Origin of the sequence: Olsenella sp. oral taxon 809 str. F0356 (assembly GCF_000233535.1) — a bacterium.
Lineage (GTDB): Bacteria > Actinomycetota > Coriobacteriia > Coriobacteriales > Atopobiaceae > Olsenella_I > Olsenella_I phocaeensis.
Genome location: NZ_JH376563.1, coordinates 2,086,493 through 2,104,714, shown reverse-complemented (window position 1 = coordinate 2,104,714; position 18,222 = coordinate 2,086,493). Strand labels below are relative to the sequence as shown.

At 67.9% G+C, this 18,222-nt stretch carries 16 protein-coding genes; 6 read left to right on the top strand and 10 right to left on the bottom strand.

All coding sequences use genetic code 11. The annotated features are described in order from the left end of the window. Positions 1-204: 204 nt before the first annotated feature. On the bottom strand, positions 205-1,410 hold the full coding sequence (locus HMPREF1008_RS09410; RefSeq protein WP_009279633.1) for an iron-containing alcohol dehydrogenase: 1,206 nt from the start codon (positions 1,408-1,410) through the stop codon (positions 205-207). Between the two features lie 157 nt (positions 1,411-1,567). Here HMPREF1008_RS09410 and HMPREF1008_RS09405 point away from each other — a divergent pair, with 157 nt between their 5' ends. After that, the gene (locus HMPREF1008_RS09405; RefSeq protein ID WP_009279632.1) at positions 1,568-1,810 is read left to right on the top strand and encodes a hypothetical protein; all 243 of its coding nucleotides are present in this window, start codon (positions 1,568-1,570) and stop codon (positions 1,808-1,810) included. A 194-nt stretch (positions 1,811-2,004) separates the two neighbouring features. Here HMPREF1008_RS09405 and mscL read toward each other — a convergent pair whose 3' ends face one another. The 3 genes from mscL to HMPREF1008_RS09390 form a co-directional block, all read right to left on the bottom strand. Further along, the gene (gene mscL / locus HMPREF1008_RS09400; RefSeq protein WP_009279631.1) at positions 2,005-2,451 is read right to left on the bottom strand and encodes a large conductance mechanosensitive channel protein MscL; all 447 of its coding nucleotides are present in this window, start codon (positions 2,449-2,451) and stop codon (positions 2,005-2,007) included. A 101-nt stretch (positions 2,452-2,552) separates the two neighbouring features. After that, positions 2,553-3,014 carry a D-aminoacyl-tRNA deacylase gene (gene dtd / locus HMPREF1008_RS09395; protein ID WP_009279630.1) on the bottom strand — a complete coding sequence of 154 codons (462 nt, stop codon included), beginning with the start codon at positions 3,012-3,014 and terminating at the stop codon, positions 2,553-2,555. A gap of 69 nt (positions 3,015-3,083) precedes the next feature. Continuing rightward, the gene (locus HMPREF1008_RS09390; RefSeq protein WP_009279629.1) at positions 3,084-4,721 is read right to left on the bottom strand and encodes a carboxypeptidase M32; all 1,638 of its coding nucleotides are present in this window, start codon (positions 4,719-4,721) and stop codon (positions 3,084-3,086) included. 302 nt (positions 4,722-5,023) lie between these two features. On the opposite strand from HMPREF1008_RS09390, the gene HMPREF1008_RS09385 reads away from it, so the two are divergent. From HMPREF1008_RS09385 to nifJ, 3 genes are all read left to right on the top strand, one after another. After that, entirely contained in the window at positions 5,024-6,001 is a 978-nt protein-coding gene (locus HMPREF1008_RS09385; RefSeq protein WP_009279628.1) for an ROK family protein, read from the top strand. Positions 6,002-6,150: 149 nt separating this feature from the next. Then, on the top strand, positions 6,151-6,603 hold the full coding sequence (locus tag HMPREF1008_RS09380; protein WP_009279627.1) for a PTS sugar transporter subunit IIA: 453 nt from the start codon (positions 6,151-6,153) through the stop codon (positions 6,601-6,603). Between the two features lie 397 nt (positions 6,604-7,000). After that, positions 7,001-10,537: a pyruvate:ferredoxin (flavodoxin) oxidoreductase gene (nifJ, locus tag HMPREF1008_RS09375; protein ID WP_009279626.1), complete on the top strand. Its 3,537-nt coding sequence runs from the start codon at positions 7,001-7,003 to the stop codon at positions 10,535-10,537. A gap of 183 nt (positions 10,538-10,720) precedes the next feature. Here nifJ and HMPREF1008_RS09370 read toward each other — a convergent pair whose 3' ends face one another. Then, complete coding sequence (locus HMPREF1008_RS09370; protein WP_009279625.1) at positions 10,721-12,874, bottom strand: ATP-binding domain-containing protein; 2,154 nt, start codon at positions 12,872-12,874, stop codon at positions 10,721-10,723. A gap of 731 nt (positions 12,875-13,605) precedes the next feature. Between HMPREF1008_RS09370 and HMPREF1008_RS09365 the strand changes: the two genes are divergently transcribed. Then, positions 13,606-14,466: an HAD family hydrolase gene (locus HMPREF1008_RS09365; RefSeq protein WP_009279624.1), complete on the top strand. Its 861-nt coding sequence runs from the start codon at positions 13,606-13,608 to the stop codon at positions 14,464-14,466. A 34-nt stretch (positions 14,467-14,500) separates the two neighbouring features. Here HMPREF1008_RS09365 and HMPREF1008_RS09360 read toward each other — a convergent pair whose 3' ends face one another. Beyond that, positions 14,501-15,700, bottom strand: coding sequence for an endonuclease/exonuclease/phosphatase family protein (locus HMPREF1008_RS09360; RefSeq protein ID WP_009279623.1), 1,200 nt, complete (start codon positions 15,698-15,700; stop codon positions 14,501-14,503). A 244-nt stretch (positions 15,701-15,944) separates the two neighbouring features. On the opposite strand from HMPREF1008_RS09360, the gene HMPREF1008_RS09355 reads away from it, so the two are divergent. After that, complete coding sequence (locus HMPREF1008_RS09355; RefSeq protein ID WP_009279622.1) at positions 15,945-16,313, top strand: YegP family protein; 369 nt, start codon at positions 15,945-15,947, stop codon at positions 16,311-16,313. 39 nt (positions 16,314-16,352) lie between these two features. Here the strand turns inward: HMPREF1008_RS09355 and HMPREF1008_RS09350 are convergent, their stop codons facing one another. From HMPREF1008_RS09350 to HMPREF1008_RS09335, 4 genes are read right to left on the bottom strand one after another with little or no spacing between them, the layout of a single operon-like run. Then, entirely contained in the window at positions 16,353-16,622 is a 270-nt protein-coding gene (locus tag HMPREF1008_RS09350) for a barstar family protein (protein ID WP_009279621.1), read from the bottom strand. A 27-nt stretch (positions 16,623-16,649) separates the two neighbouring features. Beyond that, positions 16,650-17,186 carry a ribonuclease domain-containing protein gene (locus HMPREF1008_RS09345; RefSeq protein WP_009279620.1) on the bottom strand — a complete coding sequence of 179 codons (537 nt, stop codon included), beginning with the start codon at positions 17,184-17,186 and terminating at the stop codon, positions 16,650-16,652. A gap of 38 nt (positions 17,187-17,224) precedes the next feature. Beyond that, the gene (gene pth2, locus HMPREF1008_RS09340) at positions 17,225-17,695 is read right to left on the bottom strand and encodes an aminoacyl-tRNA hydrolase (protein WP_009279619.1); all 471 of its coding nucleotides are present in this window, start codon (positions 17,693-17,695) and stop codon (positions 17,225-17,227) included. A 55-nt stretch (positions 17,696-17,750) separates the two neighbouring features. Then, entirely contained in the window at positions 17,751-18,203 is a 453-nt protein-coding gene (locus HMPREF1008_RS09335; protein ID WP_009279618.1) for a MarR family winged helix-turn-helix transcriptional regulator, read from the bottom strand. Positions 18,204-18,222 lie beyond the last annotated feature (19 nt).

The following is an 18,222-nucleotide window of genomic DNA, read 5'->3' as shown; positions in this document are numbered from 1 at the left end:
CGGACGTATTCGCGCAGAATCGAGACGTATCGGACGTAGTCGGGCAGAATCGAGGCGCGTCGGACGTAGTCGGGCGGAATCGAGGCGCGTCGGACGTAGTCACGCGTGAGAAAGACGCGTCGGACGTAGTCACGCGTGAGAAAGTCGCGCAGGACGTTGCCGCGGGCGGGCGACGTGCGATGGGCACGTGCGCGGGCGATGCGACTAGAACGCGGAGAGGTAGATCGCCCGGGCGTCGTCCATGTCGAGGGGCCTGACCTCTCCGAAGACCGGGCCCTTATTCTGGGCCAGGGTGCGAACCCAGGTGTCGACGTCGGAAGGCGAGAGGCCCAGCTCGCCCAAGGTGCGCGGCATTCCCAGCTGGGCGAGGAAGTCCTCGAGCGCGTCGATGCCCGCCAGGACGGCGCGCTCCCGTGCCGCATCGCTGTCGTCGTCCGGCTCGATTCCGAAGACCCCTCGGGCGAAGGAGAGGAAGGGCTGCGGGTTGGAGCGCCAGGCAAAGCGCATCCAGGTGGGGAGGATGACCGCCAGGCCGGCGCCGTGGGCCACCTCGGGGTGATGGGCCGATATCTCGTGCTCGAGGCCGTGGCTCTCCCAGCCGCCCGCACGTCTGCCGGCGGCAGGCCCCCTTCCGCAGCCGCAGAGGTCGTTGTGCGCCAGGCTGCCCGCCCACATGAGCGTGGCGCGGGCGTCGTAGTCGTCGGGCCGCCCGTGCACCACGCGCGCCGCGCCCATGATCGCGCGGATGATGCCGTGGGCGACGTTGTCGGTCACGGGGACGGGTCCGGCGTTGCTGAAGAGCCGTTCGCAGACGTGGCAGATCATGTCGGTCACGCCCGCAGCGGTCTGGTAGGGAGGGAGCCCGAAGGTCAGCTCGGGGTCCATGACCGCCACGCGCGGACGTAGGGCATCGGAGCTCGTGCCCTTCTTGACCTGCAGCTCGTCGTTGCTGATGACGCAGGAGGGGGAACCCTCGGACCCGGCGGCGGGGATGGTGAGCGCCACGGCGACGGGGAGGCAGGCGCCGACCTTCGCCTTCCCGCAGAAGAAGTCCCACACGTCGCCCTGGTAGGGTACGCCGAAGGCTATGGCCTTGGAGCTGTCGATTACCGACCCGCCGCCCAGGGCGAACACCAGGTCAACGCCCTGGGCGCGGGCGAGCTCGATGCCTTCGCGCACGAGGGAGACCTCGGGGTTGGGACGCACGCCTCCCAGCTCGTCGAAGTTGACGCCTGCCGCGGCGAGGGAGGCTCGGACGCGGTCGAGCGCGCCGGAGCGCGCGGCGGATCCGCCACCATACACCAGGAGCGCGTGTCTTGCGCCAAGCCCCCTGACCTCCTCGCCCACGCGGTCGACGAAGCCGCGGCCAAAGACGAAGCGGGTGGGTGACTGGAAGATGAAGTCGTTCATGCTACCCTCCTGGCGATTGACTGACCTCAGGCTACTCCTCGTGACGCGGAGCGTGGTCGAAGGACGGGCACAAGGGAGAAGTTCCTCTCACCTAGGAATAGAATGCAGGCAAGGGCGCGCGCCGGGGAGTGCCGCGCCAGGGGAAGAGGGGATGGCCATGGCAGGGCTCCACTGCAGCGACTGCGTCTTTGCCGAGTTCTCGCTCAACGAGAGGACCGGGATGTACCAGGGGACCTGCAGCCGGGGCTTCACCCTGGCCGACCCCCGCGTCCATCACGAGCCCGAGATGTACTTCGCCGTGCGCGAGGACGGCCTGGTCCCGGTACGCGACCCCTTTGGCAGGGAGTACCTCCGGACCAAGAACATCTGTGACCGCTTCCAGCCTCGCAAGAAGGAATAGCCGCGCGGCATCCGCCCGAGGGTGCTTACCTGCTTCGGTGGCGTCCGCCTGCGCCTGGCGTCCGCCTGTCGTCGCTGGGAATCCGCCCCGAGGCACTCGCCTCCCATGATGGCGGGACACAAGAAAGGGGGACGCGCCCGAGCACGTCCCCCTTGACCTTGCCATGTCCCGGCTGAGTGCCGGTAGCGCGGTGCCTATGCCGCGTGGGCGCCGCCCTCGATCTCTCCGCCGCAGTGGGGGCAGCGCGTGGCGCCCTCCTTGACCTCCTCGAGACAGTGGGGGCACACGGGCGCGGCCGCGGCCTCCTCGACGGCCTCCTTGTGACGGAGCTTGTCGGCCTGCTCCTGCATCTTGTTCAGGGCCTTGACCATGCAGAAGACAACGAAGGCGATGATCAGAAAGTTGATGATTGCCGAGATGAACGCGCCGAAGTCGATCACGGTGTCGGCGTTGACGGGAATCTGCAGGCCCGAGACGCCGGTGCCGCCGCCCGTGACGAGGGTGATGAGGGGGTTGATGATGTTGGACACCAGCGACGTCACGATGGCGGTGAAGGCGCCGCCGATGATGATGCCGACGGCCATGTCCATCACGTTGCCCTTGGCGATGAACTCCTTGAACTCGCTCATGAACTTCTTCATTTGATAGAACCTCTCCTTGGTTGACGCCAAATGTGCCCAATAGTCTAGCCACTTTTCGGCGAACGGTTTCGCAGCGTTTGCAAAGCAGGAAAAAAGCCCCGCTACCTCCTTGGGCCGGCGAGCTCGTCGGTGTCGAGCCAGATCGTCACGGGGCCGTCGTTCACGAGCGAGACCTGCATGTCGGCCCCGAAGACGCCACGGCCCACGTGGGGGCAGTCCCCCTCGGCCAGCTCGCAGAAGCGCTCGTAGAGGGGGACAGCGACGTCGGGCCGGGCAGCGCCCGTGAAGCCCGGGCGGTTCCCGTGGCGCGTCTGGGCATAGAGGGTGAACTGGCTCACCACCAGGACCTCGCCTCCCACGTCGGCAAGCGAGAGGTTCATCCTGCCGTCCTCGTCGTCGAACACCCTGAGGCGGCGGACCTTGTCCCAAAGCCTCTGGGCGGTGGCCTCGTCATCGTCGGGGCCCACGCCGAGGAGCACGAGGTAGCCCCTGCCGCAGCGTCCCTTGAGCTCCCCCTCGACGCGCACCTCCGCGCCCGTGACCCTCTGAAGCAGCGCCCTCATGCGCCCTCCCCACAAGAAGGCCCCGGACGGCTGTGCGTCCGGGGCGCGTGCCCGGTCCTGGCCCCTGCCCTACAGGCCGTAGATGGCCGAGAACTTCTCGACCAGGTAGTCGCAGTAGTGGCGCGCGTCGAAGGGCTCTCCGCAGGCGTCCTCGACGATCTGCGCGGGGTCCTTGGAGCGGCCGAAGCGCCACACGCGGTCACGCAGCCAGGCGCGGATGGGGGCGAGGTCGCCCGACGAGAGCACGCCCTCCCAGTCCATGCCCTCCTCGATCATGCGGTGGCGGAACTGGGCCCCGTAGGCGCCTCCCAGCGCGTAGGTGGGGAAGTAGCCGAAGAGCCCGTCGGCCCAGTGGGTGTCCTGCAGGGCGCCGTGGGTGTCGTCGGTCACCTTGACTCCCAGGTAGTCCTTGTAGCGCTGCCTCCAGAGCCCCGGGACGTCCGCCGCCTTCGCCTCGCCTGAGAAGAGCAGCTGCTCGATCTCGTAGCGGATCAGGATGTGCAGGGGGTAGGTGAGCTCGTCGGCCTCGGTGCGGACGAGCGAGCCCTCCGCGCGGTTTGTCGCCAGGTAGAACTGGTTGGGCGTAACGCGGCCCAGCTGGCCCCTGAAGTGGCGGGACATGGTCCCGAGCAGCGTGGGGGCGAAGGCGCGGTCGCGGCCGACGTAGTTCTCGAAGAAGCGCGACTGGCTCTCGTGGATGCCCGAGGAGGTGCCGCCCTTGAGCGAGGTGTAGTTGAGGCTGGGGTCGACGCCCGTCTCGTACAGGGCATGACCGCCCTCGTGGAGCATGGTGTACACGTTGCTCACCACGTCATCGGGGTGGACGTGCGCGGCGATGACGGCGTAGTTGGTGGTGAGCGCGTCCGAGTAGGGATGCTCTGTCTTGGTCAGGAACATGACCTTGGGGTCGAGGCCCTCGAGCGCCATGAGGTCGCTCGCGAGCTCCCACTGGCGCCTCTCGTCGAACTTGCCCTCCACGCAGCTGCGGCTGGGCTGCCACCGCTTTGCCTGGATCTGCGCCAGCAGGGGGACGACGGTCTCCTTCACCTGCGAGAAGAAGGCGTCATAGAAGGCGCGGTCGCTGCCGTGCTCGAAGTCGTCGAGCCAGACGTCGTAGGGGTCCGCCTCGGGCCTGCGAAGCTTGGCGATGCGGCGCATGGAGTCGACCACGCGGTCCAGGTAGGGCTCGAAGGAGGCCCAGTCGTTGGCGTCCTTGGCCTTGCGCCAGACGGCGTCGGACTCGGTGGTGAGGCGCGTGAAGGCGGACGCCTCGACGGCCGGGACGTCTACGAGCCTCGAGCGGTCGCGCGTCAGGACGCGCACCTGGGCGCGCTGGGTGGGCGAGAGGAGCTCGCCCACGGAGCCGAGGCGCTCGAGGAGGGCGCCCGTCTCGGCCGAGCAGAGCAGCGCCTGGTCCTCCTCCTGGAGGATGGTGAGGGCCTCGCCGCGGTCTCCCGTCGCCGCCTCGGGGTCGATCGAGGGGCCGTAGCACTCGATGCCGATGGAGGCATAGCGGTGTGCGAAGAGGTGCCGCTCGAGGTCGTTCAGGGCCGCGATGTCGGCCTTTGGGTTGGCCAGGGCGGCGGGGTTGGGGCTGGCGGGCATGCCGGGGATGCTGGTCTGCCCCGCGGCCGTCGTCGTCGCGGTGGCGGCGACGGGCTCGTCGAGGTCGTCGAAGCTGGGGATGCCGTCGGTGGTCTCGGCCATGTGAGCTCCTCTTCTCTGCCCGCTCGCGCGGGCGCGTCTTGTCTGCCTGTCCAGAGTCTAACCCCGAAGCGCCGGGACCCGTCACGATTCCGCGGCCGCCCACACCGTCTGCGTGCGCCCCGGTCCCGCGGGCGGCGTCTTGTTGGATACTCGTTGCAGACGGGCCGGGGCCCGGTTCTAGTAGTTCGTGTAAATATCGACTGTTCCGCTGCCACTTGTTGGATACTCGTTGCAGACGGACCGGGGCCCGGGGGCCTCGGGTCGGGCGGCCCGCCCGGCAACGACGACGGAAGGAGAGGGACATGTCCAACGAGCTTGGCGGTCGCACCGACGACGGCAGGTCCTGCGTGCTGGGAATCGACGTGGGCGGAACCTCCATCAAGGCGGGGCTCATGAGCTGCGAGGGCGAGCTCTTGGGCACGACCAAGATCCCCACGGGCTCCATCGCCGGGCAGGAGGCGTTCCGGCGCATCGTCGAGGGGTTGGACGCGCTCGTGGCCGGCCAGGGCAGGGTTGCGGACGACCTCCTGGCGGTGGGGCTGGACGTTCCCGGGCCCGTGGACGACGAGGGCCACGTGGGTCTGCTCGCCAACATCGACCTCGACGCGGACGGCCTACGCGCCGCGCTCAGGGAGGCGTACCCCGGGGCCACCCTCGCCTTCGTGAACGACGCGAACGCCGCGGCCCTGGGCGAGCTCTGGAAGGGCTCGGGCAAGGGCATGGGGAGCTTCGTCATGATCACGCTGGGCACGGGCGTCGGGGCGGGCGTGGTGGTGGACGGCAGGCTCGTCGCCGGCGCCTTCGGGGCCGCCGGCGAGGTGGGGCACCTCACGGTGGAGCCCGGCGAGGAGCGCGTCTGCGGCTGTGGCAGGAGGGGCTGCCTGGAGCAGTACGCCTCGGCCAAGGGCCTGGTCTGGCTGTATCGCGACCGCTGCGCCCGGACGGGCGCCAGGCCCGTTCCCATAGCGCATGCCACCGACGCCGTCGCCGTCTTCGACGCATACCGCGAGGGGGACGAGGCGGCGGCATGGGCCGTGGGCCAGATGTGCCAGAAGCTGGGCTTCGCCCTGGCGCAGGTCTCCGCCGTGGTGGACCCGGCAGTCTTCCTCATCGGCGGCGGCGTCGCGGGCGCCTTCGACCTCTTCGGAGAGGAGCTCGCCCGATCCTTCCGCTCCCACTGCCTGGCGCCCTCCGCCGCCGCGCGCATCCTGCCCTGCGTCCTGGGCAACGACGCGGGCATGTACGGAGTCGCCTACGAGGCGCTGCTCCAGCGCGGCTAGGCGGCCTCGCGGGGTCCGCATGGCTCCAATGGTGGTATCCTGACCTTGTCTTTCTGGCACCTGCCAGGGCCCGGTGCGCAGGCATGCCAGCCTGCCTGCCAGGCACGAAACAGAGCGCGGTTCTCGCCCTCGTCCCGAAGGAGCAGCCAATGAGTGACTTTGTCCAGGCATCGCACGTATTTCTCGACAACCCCGCGAAGAACGTGGACGAGGCCCTCGAGTTCCTCTCCAGGAAGGCGGTCGAGCTGGGCGTCGCCGACGACGAGCGGGCCGTCCTCGACGCCTTCAAGGCGCGCGAGGCGGAGGGCACCACGGGCATGATGTCCGGCTTCGCCATCCCTCACGCCAAGTCCGCCGCCGTCAAGGAGGCCACCGTCATGGTGGTCAAGTTCGCGGGCGACGTCGAGTGGGAGTCCATGGACGACAAGCCCATCGTCGTGGCCATCGCCCTGCTCGTCCCCGGGGCAGAGGCGGGCACCACCCACCTACAGCTCCTCTCGAAGGTCGCCGTCATGCTCATGGACGAGGGCTTCAGGAACGACGTCCTCGGCGCCACCGACGAGGCGAGCATCGCCGAGCGCATCAACTCGAAGCTCGACTAGGCGGCGCCCGGCCTCCTGGGGCCCGCCGCCACGCCGTACGAATGCGTCACGAGGGGAGGGGAGAGGATCCCCTCCCCTTTTTGCGCGTGGTGCCTCCGGTCGTGTCGCGCACGAGCATAATCCCAGCTCATCCGGCCGGCGGCCGGCCGAGGGGGCCATCCCTGCGCGCCATCGTCCGCCCTGGCGGGCCAAGGGGTCGCAATGCTCCCGGGGGCCTGACAAAGGAGGCTCCCGTGCCTGTCCGTTGCGCTATAGTGAGACGTGTCTGGGCCGTTGCCGCATGGAGAGGCGCGTGGCGGAGGTCCAAGCAGCGCTGGTCCCCGGGACCGAGGGTCCTGGGGCGTGATTCTGCAACAGCCACCGGTGTGGTGGACCGTATCGCTTCGAAGGAGAGGATATGGCAAGAAAATTCAAGTCTATGGACGGCAACGAGGCGGCAGCCTGGGTGTCTTACGCCTTCACCGAGGTCGCGGGCATCTACCCCATCACGCCGTCCAGCCCCATGGCCGACCATGTCGACCAGTGGGCGGCCAAGGGCCTGAAGAACGTCTTCGGCACGCCCGTGCGCGTCGTCGAGATGGAGTCCGAGGCCGGTGCCGCAGGCACCGTCCACGGCTCGCTGGGCGCTGGTGCCCTCACCACCACCTACACGGCCTCCCAGGGCCTGCTCCTCATGATTCCTAACATGTACAAGATTGCCGGCGAGGGCCTGCCCGGCGTCTTCCACGTGTCTGCGCGCACCGTCGCCTCCCACGCGCTGAACATCTTCGGCGACCACTCCGACGTCATGGCCTGCCGCCAGACCGGCTTCGCCATGCTGGCCGAGGGCAACGTCCAGGAGGTCATGGACCTCGCCCCCGTCGCCCACCTCGCCGCCATCGAGGGCAAGACGCCCTTCGTCAACTTCTTCGACGGCTTCCGCACCTCGCACGAGATCCAGAAGGTCGCCACCTGGGACTTCGAGGACCTCAAGGACATGCTCGACATGGACGCGGTCCAGGCCTTCCGCGACCACGCCCTGAACCCCGAGCACCCGCACGCCCGCGGCGCGCACGAGAACGGCGACATCTTCTTCCAGCACCGCGAGGCCTGCAACGCCACCTATGACGCGCTTCCCGCCGTCGTCGAGTCCTACATGGACAAGATCAACGAGAAGCTCGGCACCAGCTACCACCTCTTCGACTACTACGGCGCCGAGGACGCCGACCGCGTCGTGGTCTGCATGGGCTCCTTCTGCGACACCCTCGAGGAGGCCATCGACTACCTCAACGCGCACGGCGAGAAGGTCGGCCTGGTCAAGGTCCGCCTCTACCGTCCCTGGTCCATCGAGCACTTCGTCAAGGCGCTCCCCAAGAGCGTCAAGAAGATCGCCGTCCTCGACCGCACCAAGGAGCCCGGCTCCATCGGCGAGCCCCTGTACCAGGACGTCGTCACCGCCCTCTACGAGGCCGGCATGAGCGACCTCACCGTCGTGGGCGGTCGCTACGGCCTGGGCTCCAAGGACACCACCCCCGCAGACGCGTTCGCGGTGTACACCGAGCTCAAGAAGGACGAGCCCAAGCGCGAGTTCACCATCGGCATCGTCGACGACCTCACCAACCTCTCGCTCCCGCGCGAGGAGGACACCCCCAACACCGCGGCTCCCGGTACCATCGAGTGCAAGTTCTGGGGCCTCGGCGGCGACGGCACGGTCGGCGCGAACAAGAACTCGATCAAGATCATCGGCGACCACACCGACAAGTACGTCCAGGCGTACTTCCAGTACGACTCCAAGAAGACCGGCGGCGTGACCGTCAGTCACCTGCGCTTCGGCGACTCTCCCATCCGCTCGCCCTACTACGTGACCAAGGCCGACTTCGTGGCCTGCCACAACCCCTCCTACATCACCAAGGGCTTCAAGATGGTGCGCGACGTCAAGCCCGGCGGCACCTTCCTGATCAACTGCCAGTGGGACCTCGAGGAGCTCTCACAGCACCTCAACGCCGAGGCCAAGCGCTACATCGTGAAGAACGACATCCAGGTCTACACGATCGACGCCATCGACCTCGCCATCGAGGTCGGCATGGGCAAGCGCACCAACACCATCCTCCAGTCCGCGTTCTTCGCGCTGGCCAAGGTCCTGCCCGCCGAGGACGCCCTGAAGTACATGAAGGACGCTGCCACCAAGTCCTACTCCAAGAAGGGCGAGGCCGTCGTCGCCGCCAACCACAAGGCCATCGACGCCGGCGCCACCGCCTTCAAGAAGCTCGAGATCCCCGCTGACTGGGCGACCGCGACCGACGAGCACGTCGAGCTGTCCCTCGAGGGCCGCGAGGCCATCGTCAAGCAGGTCAAGGAGCTCCTCGGCCCCATCAACCTGATGGACGGCGACTCCCTGCCCGTCTCGGTCTTCAAGGACAACCCCGACGGACAGTGGGAGCTCGGCGCCTCCGCGTACGAGAAGCGCGGGACCGCCGTCATGGTCCCCCACTGGGACGAGTCCAAGTGCATCCAGTGCAACCAGTGCGGCTACGTGTGCCCCCACGCCACCATCCGTCCCGTCGCCCTTGACGCCGACGAGGTCGCGGCCGCGCCCGAGAACATGCGCATGCTCGACGTCACCATGCCCAAGGATAGTGGCCTGAAGTTCGCCATCGTCGTCTCCCCGCTGGACTGCATGGGCTGCACCAACTGCGTCAAGGTCTGCCCCAAGGACGCCCTCACCATGGTTCCCCAGGAGAGCGAGTCCGACCAGGCGCAGGTCTGGGACTACGCGGTCAACCACGTCACCGAGAAGAAGGAGCTCCAGGGCAACAACGTCAAGGGCTCCCAGTTCCACAAGCCCCTGCTGGAGTTCTCTGGCTCCTGCGCCGGCTGCGCCGAGACCTCCTACGCGCGTCTCGTGACCCAGCTCTTCGGTGACCGCATGTTCATCTCCAACGCCACCGGTTGCTCCTCCATCTGGGGCAACCCCGCGGCCACCTCGCCCTTCACGGTCAACGCCGAGGGCCATGGCCCCGCGTGGAACAACTCCCTCTTCGAGGACAACGCCGAGCATGGCCTGGGCCTCTACGTGGGCTACATGGCCGAGCAGGCCAAGCTCGAGGCCATGACCTCCGAGCTCATCGCCGCCAACGGCGTCTCCGAGGAGCTCAAGGCTGTCGGCCAGGCGTGGGTCGACTCCAAGATGGACACCGACGAGTCCAAGGCCGCCACGGCCAAGTACGTCGAGGAGCTCGAGAAGAACGGCTCTGAGGGTGCCAAGGCGATCCTGGCCGACAAGTCCTACCTCACCAAGAAGTCCTTCTGGATCTTCGGCGGCGACGGTTGGGCCTACGACATCGGCTTCGGTGGGCTCGACCACGTCCTTGCCTCCGGCAACAACGTGAACGTCTTCGTCTTCGACACCGAGGTCTACTCCAACACCGGCGGACAGGCCTCCAAGGCCTCCAACCTGGGCCAGGTCGCCCAGTTCGCGGCGGCCGGCAAGGAGACCAAGAAGAAGTCCCTGGCCGAGATCGCGATGTCCTACGGCTACGTCTACGTGGCCCAGGTCGCTATGGGCGCCAACCCCATGCAGACCCTGAAGGCCATCCAGGAGGCCGAGGCCTACGACGGCCCCTCCCTCATCATCGGCTACAGCCCCTGCGAGATGCACTCCATCAAGAAGGGTGGCATGACCAACTGCCAGAACGAGATGAAGAAGGCAGTCGACTGCGGCTACTGGAACCTCTTCCGCTTCAACCCCGACGCCCCCGCCGGCAAGAAGTTCGTCTTGGACTCCAAGGAGCCCAAGGGCGGCTATCAGGACTTCCTGATGAACGAGGCCCGCTACGCCCGCCTGACGACCGAGTTCCCCGAGCGCGCGGCGGAGCTCTTCGCGCGCAACGAGGCGGCGGCCATGGATCGCTACCAGCACCTGCTCAAGCTCAAGGCGATGTATGCCGAGTCCTAGCGCAGCTTGCCTGACGGCATCCGCCAGCTAGCCGAGGGGCCGGGGGAGAGATCCTCCGGCCCCTTCCTTGTGCGAAGGTCGTACTGGCCCCACGTCCCGATGACAGGGACTTGTGTGCCACGAGGGAAGGCGGCCGGCGCGTAGGTCGCGCCGGCCGCCTGACCGTTCCTCGGGAGCCCGGCCCTACGCGTCGAGCAGTGGGGTCATGGGGCCCTGGCTGAGCACGACCACGCGATGCATGGCGCGGCTGATCGCCGTGTAGAGCCTCCTGCGAGAGATCTCGTCGCCCGGGTAGGCCTCCGCCTGGGCGTCGGGCACGATGACCTCGTCGAACTCGAGGCCCTTGGCGAGCCTCAGATCCAGGAGCACCACGCCTTCCTTGGGGAGCTCGTCTCCCTTGCCAAGGTATGTCACGGAGTCGCCCAGCTGGCGCGAGAGCCAGTTGGCACGGGCCTTGTCCTGCGCCACGACGGCACAGAGGCCCTCCCGGCCTCGCGCCTCCTCGACCTGCGCCCGCAGCTCGGCCAGGTACGCGTCCGCGTCCTGGGGACAGGAGCGGATGAGGGGCGCGACGCCCGGCCTCCTCACGGAGCTCAGGGTCACGCGCTCCTCCTCGTCGAGGAGGCCGCAGAAGAGCTCGGTGATCTCGGGGGAGGAGCGGTAGCTCGTGAGCAGGCGGCATTGGGCCACCGTGCCGTGCGTCTCCTTGAAGATGGAGCGGATGGCCTCGAAGCTCGCGCTGCCCTCGCGGATGGCCTGGTGACGGTCTCCCAAAAGGAGGAAGTGGGCACGGCCGAAGTAGCGTGCGAGGAGCATGAGCTGCGCCTCGCTGTAGTCCTGCACCTCGTCCACCATCACGTAGCGCGCGTCCTGCGTTCCGTCCCCGGTGAGCGCGAGCTTGAGGTAGAGCCATTCGATGGCGCTCAGGGCCTGCCTGCCGGTGACGCGCATGCCTATGCGGTCCAGGCGCAGCCAGGAGCAGGAGTCCACGTCGGAGAAGGCGGGCGAGAAGAGCTCACGGGCATAGCGGCGGGCGCAGGCCACGGTCTCGTCCTCGTCGGCGGGGGCGACGAGCTCCCCGAAGATGCACATCTGCTCGTCCACGTCGAGGGAGAGCATCTGTTCCTGCAGCTCCTCGTTGTGGGCAAGCTGCGACATCCGACGCTCGACCTTCTGGTGCAGGTCCTCCTTCACGAGCGCGAAGAGGCGGGGGCCCATGCCGAGCCTGCCCACGTGCTTCTCGACGGACTTGCGGATCTGTGCGGCGGACACCAGTCGCATGTCGCCCACGCGGATGTCGCGGAAGTCGTCGTCCTCGAGGACGATGGAGGCGACCGACCGCCCGAGCTCCCTGAGTGCGGAGGCGTCCACGCCCTCGCCTCCCGAGCGCTGGTCGAGCCCCTGCTCCGCGAGGAAGGACTTCCAGGTGAGGGTGTGCGGGTTGGACTCGCCCAGGCTGGGCAGGACGGTGTCGATGTAGCGGGCGAAGATATCGTTGGGGGAGAAGAGGTAGACCTGGTCCGGCCTGAGGCTCTCGCGCTCCTGGTAGAAGAGGTAGGCGATGCGCTGGAGGAGCACCGAGGTCTTGCCCGACCCTGCGATGCCGTCCACCAGGAGGGCTGGGACGTCCTCGTGGCGCACCACCTGGTTCTGCTCGCGCTGGATGGTTGCCGTGATGGCCTGGAGCTTCTCGGAGTGGTGGCGCCTGAGCGCCCCGAGCAGGAGGGCGTCCTGGATTGCCACGCTGGCGTCGAAGTAGGACCTGAGACGGTCCTGCACGACGTCGAACTGTCGGCGCAGCTCGAGGTTCACCGTCTTCGTGCGTCCGTCCACCTCGTAGCTCGTGGGGCCGACCTCCTGGTTGTAGTAGGTTTGGGCGACGGGGCTGCGCCAGTCCACGATGAGGGGGACCTGTCGCTCGTCCGTGATGCCCACGGTCCCGATGTACACGTTGCGGGCGGGCCGCCCCGGCCTCATCTGGAGCCGCACCTTGGCGAAGTAGGGTTGCCGCAGGAGCAGGAGGGTGCGCCGCAGGCGGTCGAGCGTGAAGTCGTGATGCTGGTTGTAGGTGTCGATGACGCTGTTCAGGGTCTCGATGGCGGCCAGGGTCTCCATGGTCTCGTCGTCGCTGTTGAAGTTGAGCCTGACTTCCTCGCTCATGTCGCGCAGGTCCTGGGCAGCATACTCGTGCGTGGTCTCGAGCTCCCTCTGCACCGCGTCATGGATGTCCCGCAGGCGCTCGTGCGTCCTCTTGAGGTGGTCCTGCTCCTCGAGGAAGACGGGGTCGTCCTGATGGGTCGCGGTCGTGTCTGCGGCCGAGGTCATGGGCTCTGGCATGGCATCCCTCCGTTGCCGTGGCTCCGGGGAGTCCGGCTGTTCCAATGGGGCGCTCGGCCCCGACTCAGGGGATAGATTGTACCCGCCGCGGGGCGCCTGCTTGCAGCTTTGGCCGCCCCGCCGCCCCTGGCCGCCGTCTCCCTCGCCAGCGCCCCCAAAGCCACCGTTCGCGGAAATGACCAGAAAAACGCATACAATTCCCGAATCTGGGGTACGATTGCATCAACACAGGAAGCCGATACGAGCCATCGGCCAACCGAGGGGGTGATGCCAGTGGACAGGGAAGAGCCGATATCAGGGCGTCCCGCAGCTGGCGTCGCGAGCCCCGTCTTCTTCTAGAGGCCATAGCAAGCAGGGCCTAGTAGGCGATACGAGCATCGCAGAATCCAAGGGACAGTCGGAAGTGCCGACCCAGCTGCGCAGGAGCCGGAGCGCCACCCGATGAGGCGCTGTGCTTCAGTCGCATCTGTCCTCGATCAAACAGCAACCTCAGCTAGGGCGTGTGACAAGTTATCACATCTGTCGCAGGACACCCAGGTTCTGGGGTGTGAGCCAAGGAGGGGAGTCCAAAGGGCTCTTAGGGTGCCCGAAGGGGCGCGGCAAGAAGGCGTTTGCCAGCACGGTGGCAAAAGGCACGTGGTACGGCATGCTCCAGGGGCGGGTGGCCAAGACGGCACCCGCCCTTCATTGCGTTAGGATGGGAAGAGCGTCCCCGTCACAGGAAGGCCCACATGATCCGCCTCGCGCTCACCGACCTCGACGACACCCTCATCGCCTTCGGGCGGCCGCGCGCGAGCGACCGCGCCCTCGCCGCGATTCACGGGATGCTCGACGCAGGGCTCCACTTCGGGCCCGTGAGCGGGAGGCTCCCTGCCGCCATGGGCTGGATGTTCGGGGGCGACGAGGCGTGCTGCGCCACTGGCGCCTACTGCAACGGGCAGATGGTCTACCTGGACGGCGAGCCCATAAGCGTCACGAGCCTGGACGGGGGCGAGCTCGACCGCGTCGCGGCGTGGCTCACCCAGAACACGGACGACACCGTGCTCGCGGTCTTCGACGTTCAGGGGGGAAGCGGCGTCGACGGCGACGCCCTCTGCGTGACCACCGACGCGCAGAGGCTTGGACGCATGGGGGACGAGTTCGGCTGCGCGGGCATCGTGCCACGCCTCGGTGCCTCGAGCTACGTGAAGTCCAACATCCGCTGCGGGGGTAGCCCCGAGCGTCGCCTCGAGCTGCGCGACGCCCTCAAGGGGGAGTTTCCCGCCTTCGACTTCGTGTTTCCCAGCAACTGGGCGCCCCTCATCGACATCACGCCCAAGGGCTGGACCAAGGGCTCGGGCGTCCGCGTGCTGGCGGATGCGCTGGGGATAGGCCTCGACGAGGTGGCCACCTTCGGTGACTCCGAGAACGACCTGGGAATGATCGCGGGCTTCCCCAACTCGGTCGCGGTGGCGAACGCCAGCGACGAGGTGAGGGAGGCCGCCCGCTGGCACATAGGGCCGAGCTCCGAGGACAGCGTCGCCGACGCGCTCGCGGACATCGCCGTGGCGGCGGGCGAGGGCGGCATGCCCCGCTTCATGGCCGGCGCGTGAGGGCGGGTCTCCTCTCCCGGCCGGCGTGCCTCTCCTACGAGGCGTTGCCCAGCGAGAAGCGCAGCGCCACGGGGTTGTGGTCGCTCGTGGCGAAGCCCGTGTCCACGTTGGTCGCCGTGGCGCTCACGTTGTCAGAGACGATGAAGCCGTCCACCGTGGTCTGGTAGCTGACGCCGGGCTGGTAGGGGATGTCGTCCCCGCGACAGCTGGCGACCTCCTCCAGGTTCTGTGCGCGCACGACCGAGAAGCCCTGGGGCAGGTCCCCGTCGTCCATGACGGCAACCCAGTCGGGCACCTGCTGCCGGCTGGGGTACAGCTCGAGCGAGCCGCAGAGGGCATGGTTCCAGTCCCCGCCCGCAATCACGTAGTTGCCGCGGGCGCGCTCGGAGGACAGGACGTCGCCCAGCATGGCGAGTTGGCGCGCGCGGCTGCCCCCTCCCGCGTCGTAGGCGGACATGTGGCTGTTGACCAGCACGAGCTCGTGTCCGTCGGCAACGGGGATGCGCAGCATGGCGAAGCAGCGGTCGAGGTCGAAGAACTTCGTGGGGAAGCTCTCGTCCACCGGGTAGCTCCTGCGCGTGGCCGAGGTCACGTTCGCGTCCGAGAGCGTCAGGAGGCCCGAGCTGACGCGTCCGTGCGGGGCCGTGATGGGCCAGGCAAGGAAGCCGGAGTGGAAGTTCGAGGCGAAGACGGACTGGTACCCGGCAAAGGCCCCCTCGAACGCCTTGACCTGATTGACATGATGGCTGCGGTCGGAGTCGACGTCGACCTCCTGCAGGAGAACGAAGTCCGGGCCCTCGCCCCCGAAGGCGTCCCTCAGGCTCGAGACGTCGCCCTGGGTGCAGGCCTCCACCGACTCGCGGCTCGTCGCGACCGAGCTCGTGCCCCGGGTGGGCGTCCCGTCGGCCATGCGGCCCTCGTCCATGAAGAAGGTGTAGTCGGGGGTGTAGGCGCCGAAGCCGATGTTGTAGGTCGCTGCCGTGTACTCCCCCCCCGGCTCGAGCTGGCGCGCCGCGTCCTCGGCGCCTGCCTTCCCGGTCTGGACCAGCTCGTCGTCGGGGATGCGCGCGTAGTGGCTCTCGAGGTAGATGGCATAGCCCCCGACGACGGTGGCCGCGACGACGGCGAGGGCCAAGATGGTGCGGAGGAGCGTCAGGAGGGCCCGTGCCACGCCATGCCGCCCCCGTCCGTCCTCCCGCTTGCGGGTGTGCTGTCTCCGACTGTGCTTGGACATGCCCCGCCCCTTCTCCGGGGCCGTGCCTCGCGCACGGCCGATTTCACAACGGTATATGACGCCGCGTCACGGCAGAAGGATGCTTTCGACGAGCGCGCCTGGATTGGCGCTTCGTGTGGCACCCGGGCCTACCGTTGCGCGGCCTAGGCGTCCGCCTGCGGAGATATGCGCAAAAACGCGCATCCCGCGTCTAATATCGAATCAGGTGGATAAGTGACTCCGCCACGAGAGAAGGGGGGCACGCATGGGACAGTATGTCATGGTCGAGAAGGAAGGGCTCTACCAGTTCAACCTCTGCGACAGCAACGGGCATGTGGTCCTCGCGTCCACGGTGTATCCCTCGCGCGAGGAGTGCCTTGCCGGGATGGACTTGACGAGGGCCCTTGCGGTGGGCGCTCCCGTGCAGGATGGCACGGTCCACGGCTTCGGTCGCGTCGCCGCGCCAAAGTGCCGCATCTACCAGCAGCTCGATGGCAAGTACTACTTCGTCTTGGTGGACGACGCGGGAGACGCGCTCGGGCGCTCGCACGCGTATCCGAAGAAGGAGAGCCTGCTCAGGCGCATAGAGCGCATGAGGAAGGAGAGCTCGTCTCCCCTGGCGCTCGAGGAGTAGGGGAGGCCCGCCGCCCGATGGCGCGCCGGGCATGCCAGGCTATGCGTGGATGACGACCTCGAGGGTGGGGTTCTGGATGCCGGAGCGCTCGATGACGGCTCGTGCGCGATCGAACCACGAACCGTCGCCGCGCCTTGACCCGTCCTGCTCCAAGGTGATGCGCGTGGGAGCGGCGAGCTCCTCCAGGCAGTCGGCCAGGGCGGAGAGGTTGCCCCCGTAGTAGGTGGGGAAGCCCAGCTCTCGGGCGAGGAGCGCGTGGAGCTCCTCGGGCCCGCCCAACGCGCTCTCGCGCAGCTCGACCTTCTTCACGCGTGCCTCCCGTCCGGCTGGACCCCGCTAGTACAGCCGCTCGAAGCTCTTATAGTGGTCGCCGGTGTAGTAGACGAGCCCGTCGTTGGAGAAGACGATCCTCTCGCCTCCACGGAAGCCGCCGGTGTAGTTGACGTCGCACTCGGTCCAGCTGTGCCCGCGCTTGTCCGGGAGCTGCCCGTCGTCGTTGTGGTAGCGGCTCCCGCCGATGGACATGCCGGGACAGACCTCGTCCAGGTTGCCCTTGGAGCTGTCCCAGCCCGCCTCGCGTGCCTTGGTCTTGCTGACGAAGTTGGCGGGCAGGTGGCCGAACTCGTGGACGTAGGCGGCCAGCTCGTCCTTGGAGGTGTAGCGCCCGTCCTCCCTGACGCCCTCGGAGGGCGCGTCGTCCTGCAGGGCGGTTCCCTGGGTGCCGGAGGTGGGGGAGCCTGCCTGGGCCGCACCCTCCTGCGGCGTGCCCTGGCCCGCGTTGCCGCCGGATCCGCCCGCAAGCGCCACCACGATGGCCACGAGCAGGGCGATGATGGCGCTGGTGACGCGTGCGACCTGCTTCTTCCCGAACATCCGTCCTCCTGTCGTCTTGGTGCCGTGGATCCGTTGCCCTAGTAGAGCGGCAGCTCTCCCGTGATGGGGTCGACCTGGTCGGCATGGAGGGGCTCGAAGGCGAGGCAGGTGTAGGTGGGCTCCCCGTGGAACTCCGTGAGGCCGGCGTCTCGCACCAGGGCGACGGCGAGGCCCCGCTCGCGCCCCTCGTCCGCGATGCGCAGGAGCTCCTCCTCTGAGTCGACGTAGACGCAGACCTTGGCCACTCCCGCCGCGAACCAGTCGGAGAGCGGGGTGGGCTCGCGCGCGCCCTCCTCGAGGTAGACCCAGCCCTCGTCGGGCGTGGCGCGCAGCTCGTCGAGCCTTCCCTCGCGCACGAGGGCCATGAGGGTCGCCTCGACACAGGCGTGCCCCGCCTGGGCCGCGATCTTGCCCTTGCGCATCTTGAGGTCGCGCCTCATGACGATCATCTGCTTCGACTTGTACGCCATCGCGTCACTTCCGTCCTCGTCCGCGTCGCGCGGACGCATGGCTGCGCCCCCCGCCATCACCGGTGGCAGGGGGCGCGGGGTGTGCGGCATCGCCCTACATGGGCCCCATGGGGAACTGCTCCTCGGCCAGCTTGGCCACGTCCTCCATGGCTCGGGCGATGTCGTTGGCGCGCTCGACGCCTAGGAACTTGACGACCTCGTCCACGAGGTCCAGGCCCACCTTGTACTCCTTTTCGAAGGCGTGGACGTTGTCCTTGTTCAGGTGCACGAAGACGCGCCTGCGGTCGACCTTGCTGTGCTCGCGGGTGATGATGCCCTTCTCCTCGAGCTGGTTCAGGTTGCGGTTGACCTGGGACTTGCGGATCTTGGTCCGCTGCGCGATCTGGGTGGGCGTGATGGGGATGCTGGGGTCCCTCTGGTCTTGCAGGTAGAGCGCGTAGCAGACCATCATCTCGTTGCGGGTGAGCCCGGCGGAGATGCTGACGTTGTCTATGGTGGTCGCGAGGTGGAGCCAGGCGTGAAGCAGGGGTTCGCTGGTGGTGTTCATCTTCGGTCCTTTGGACGTC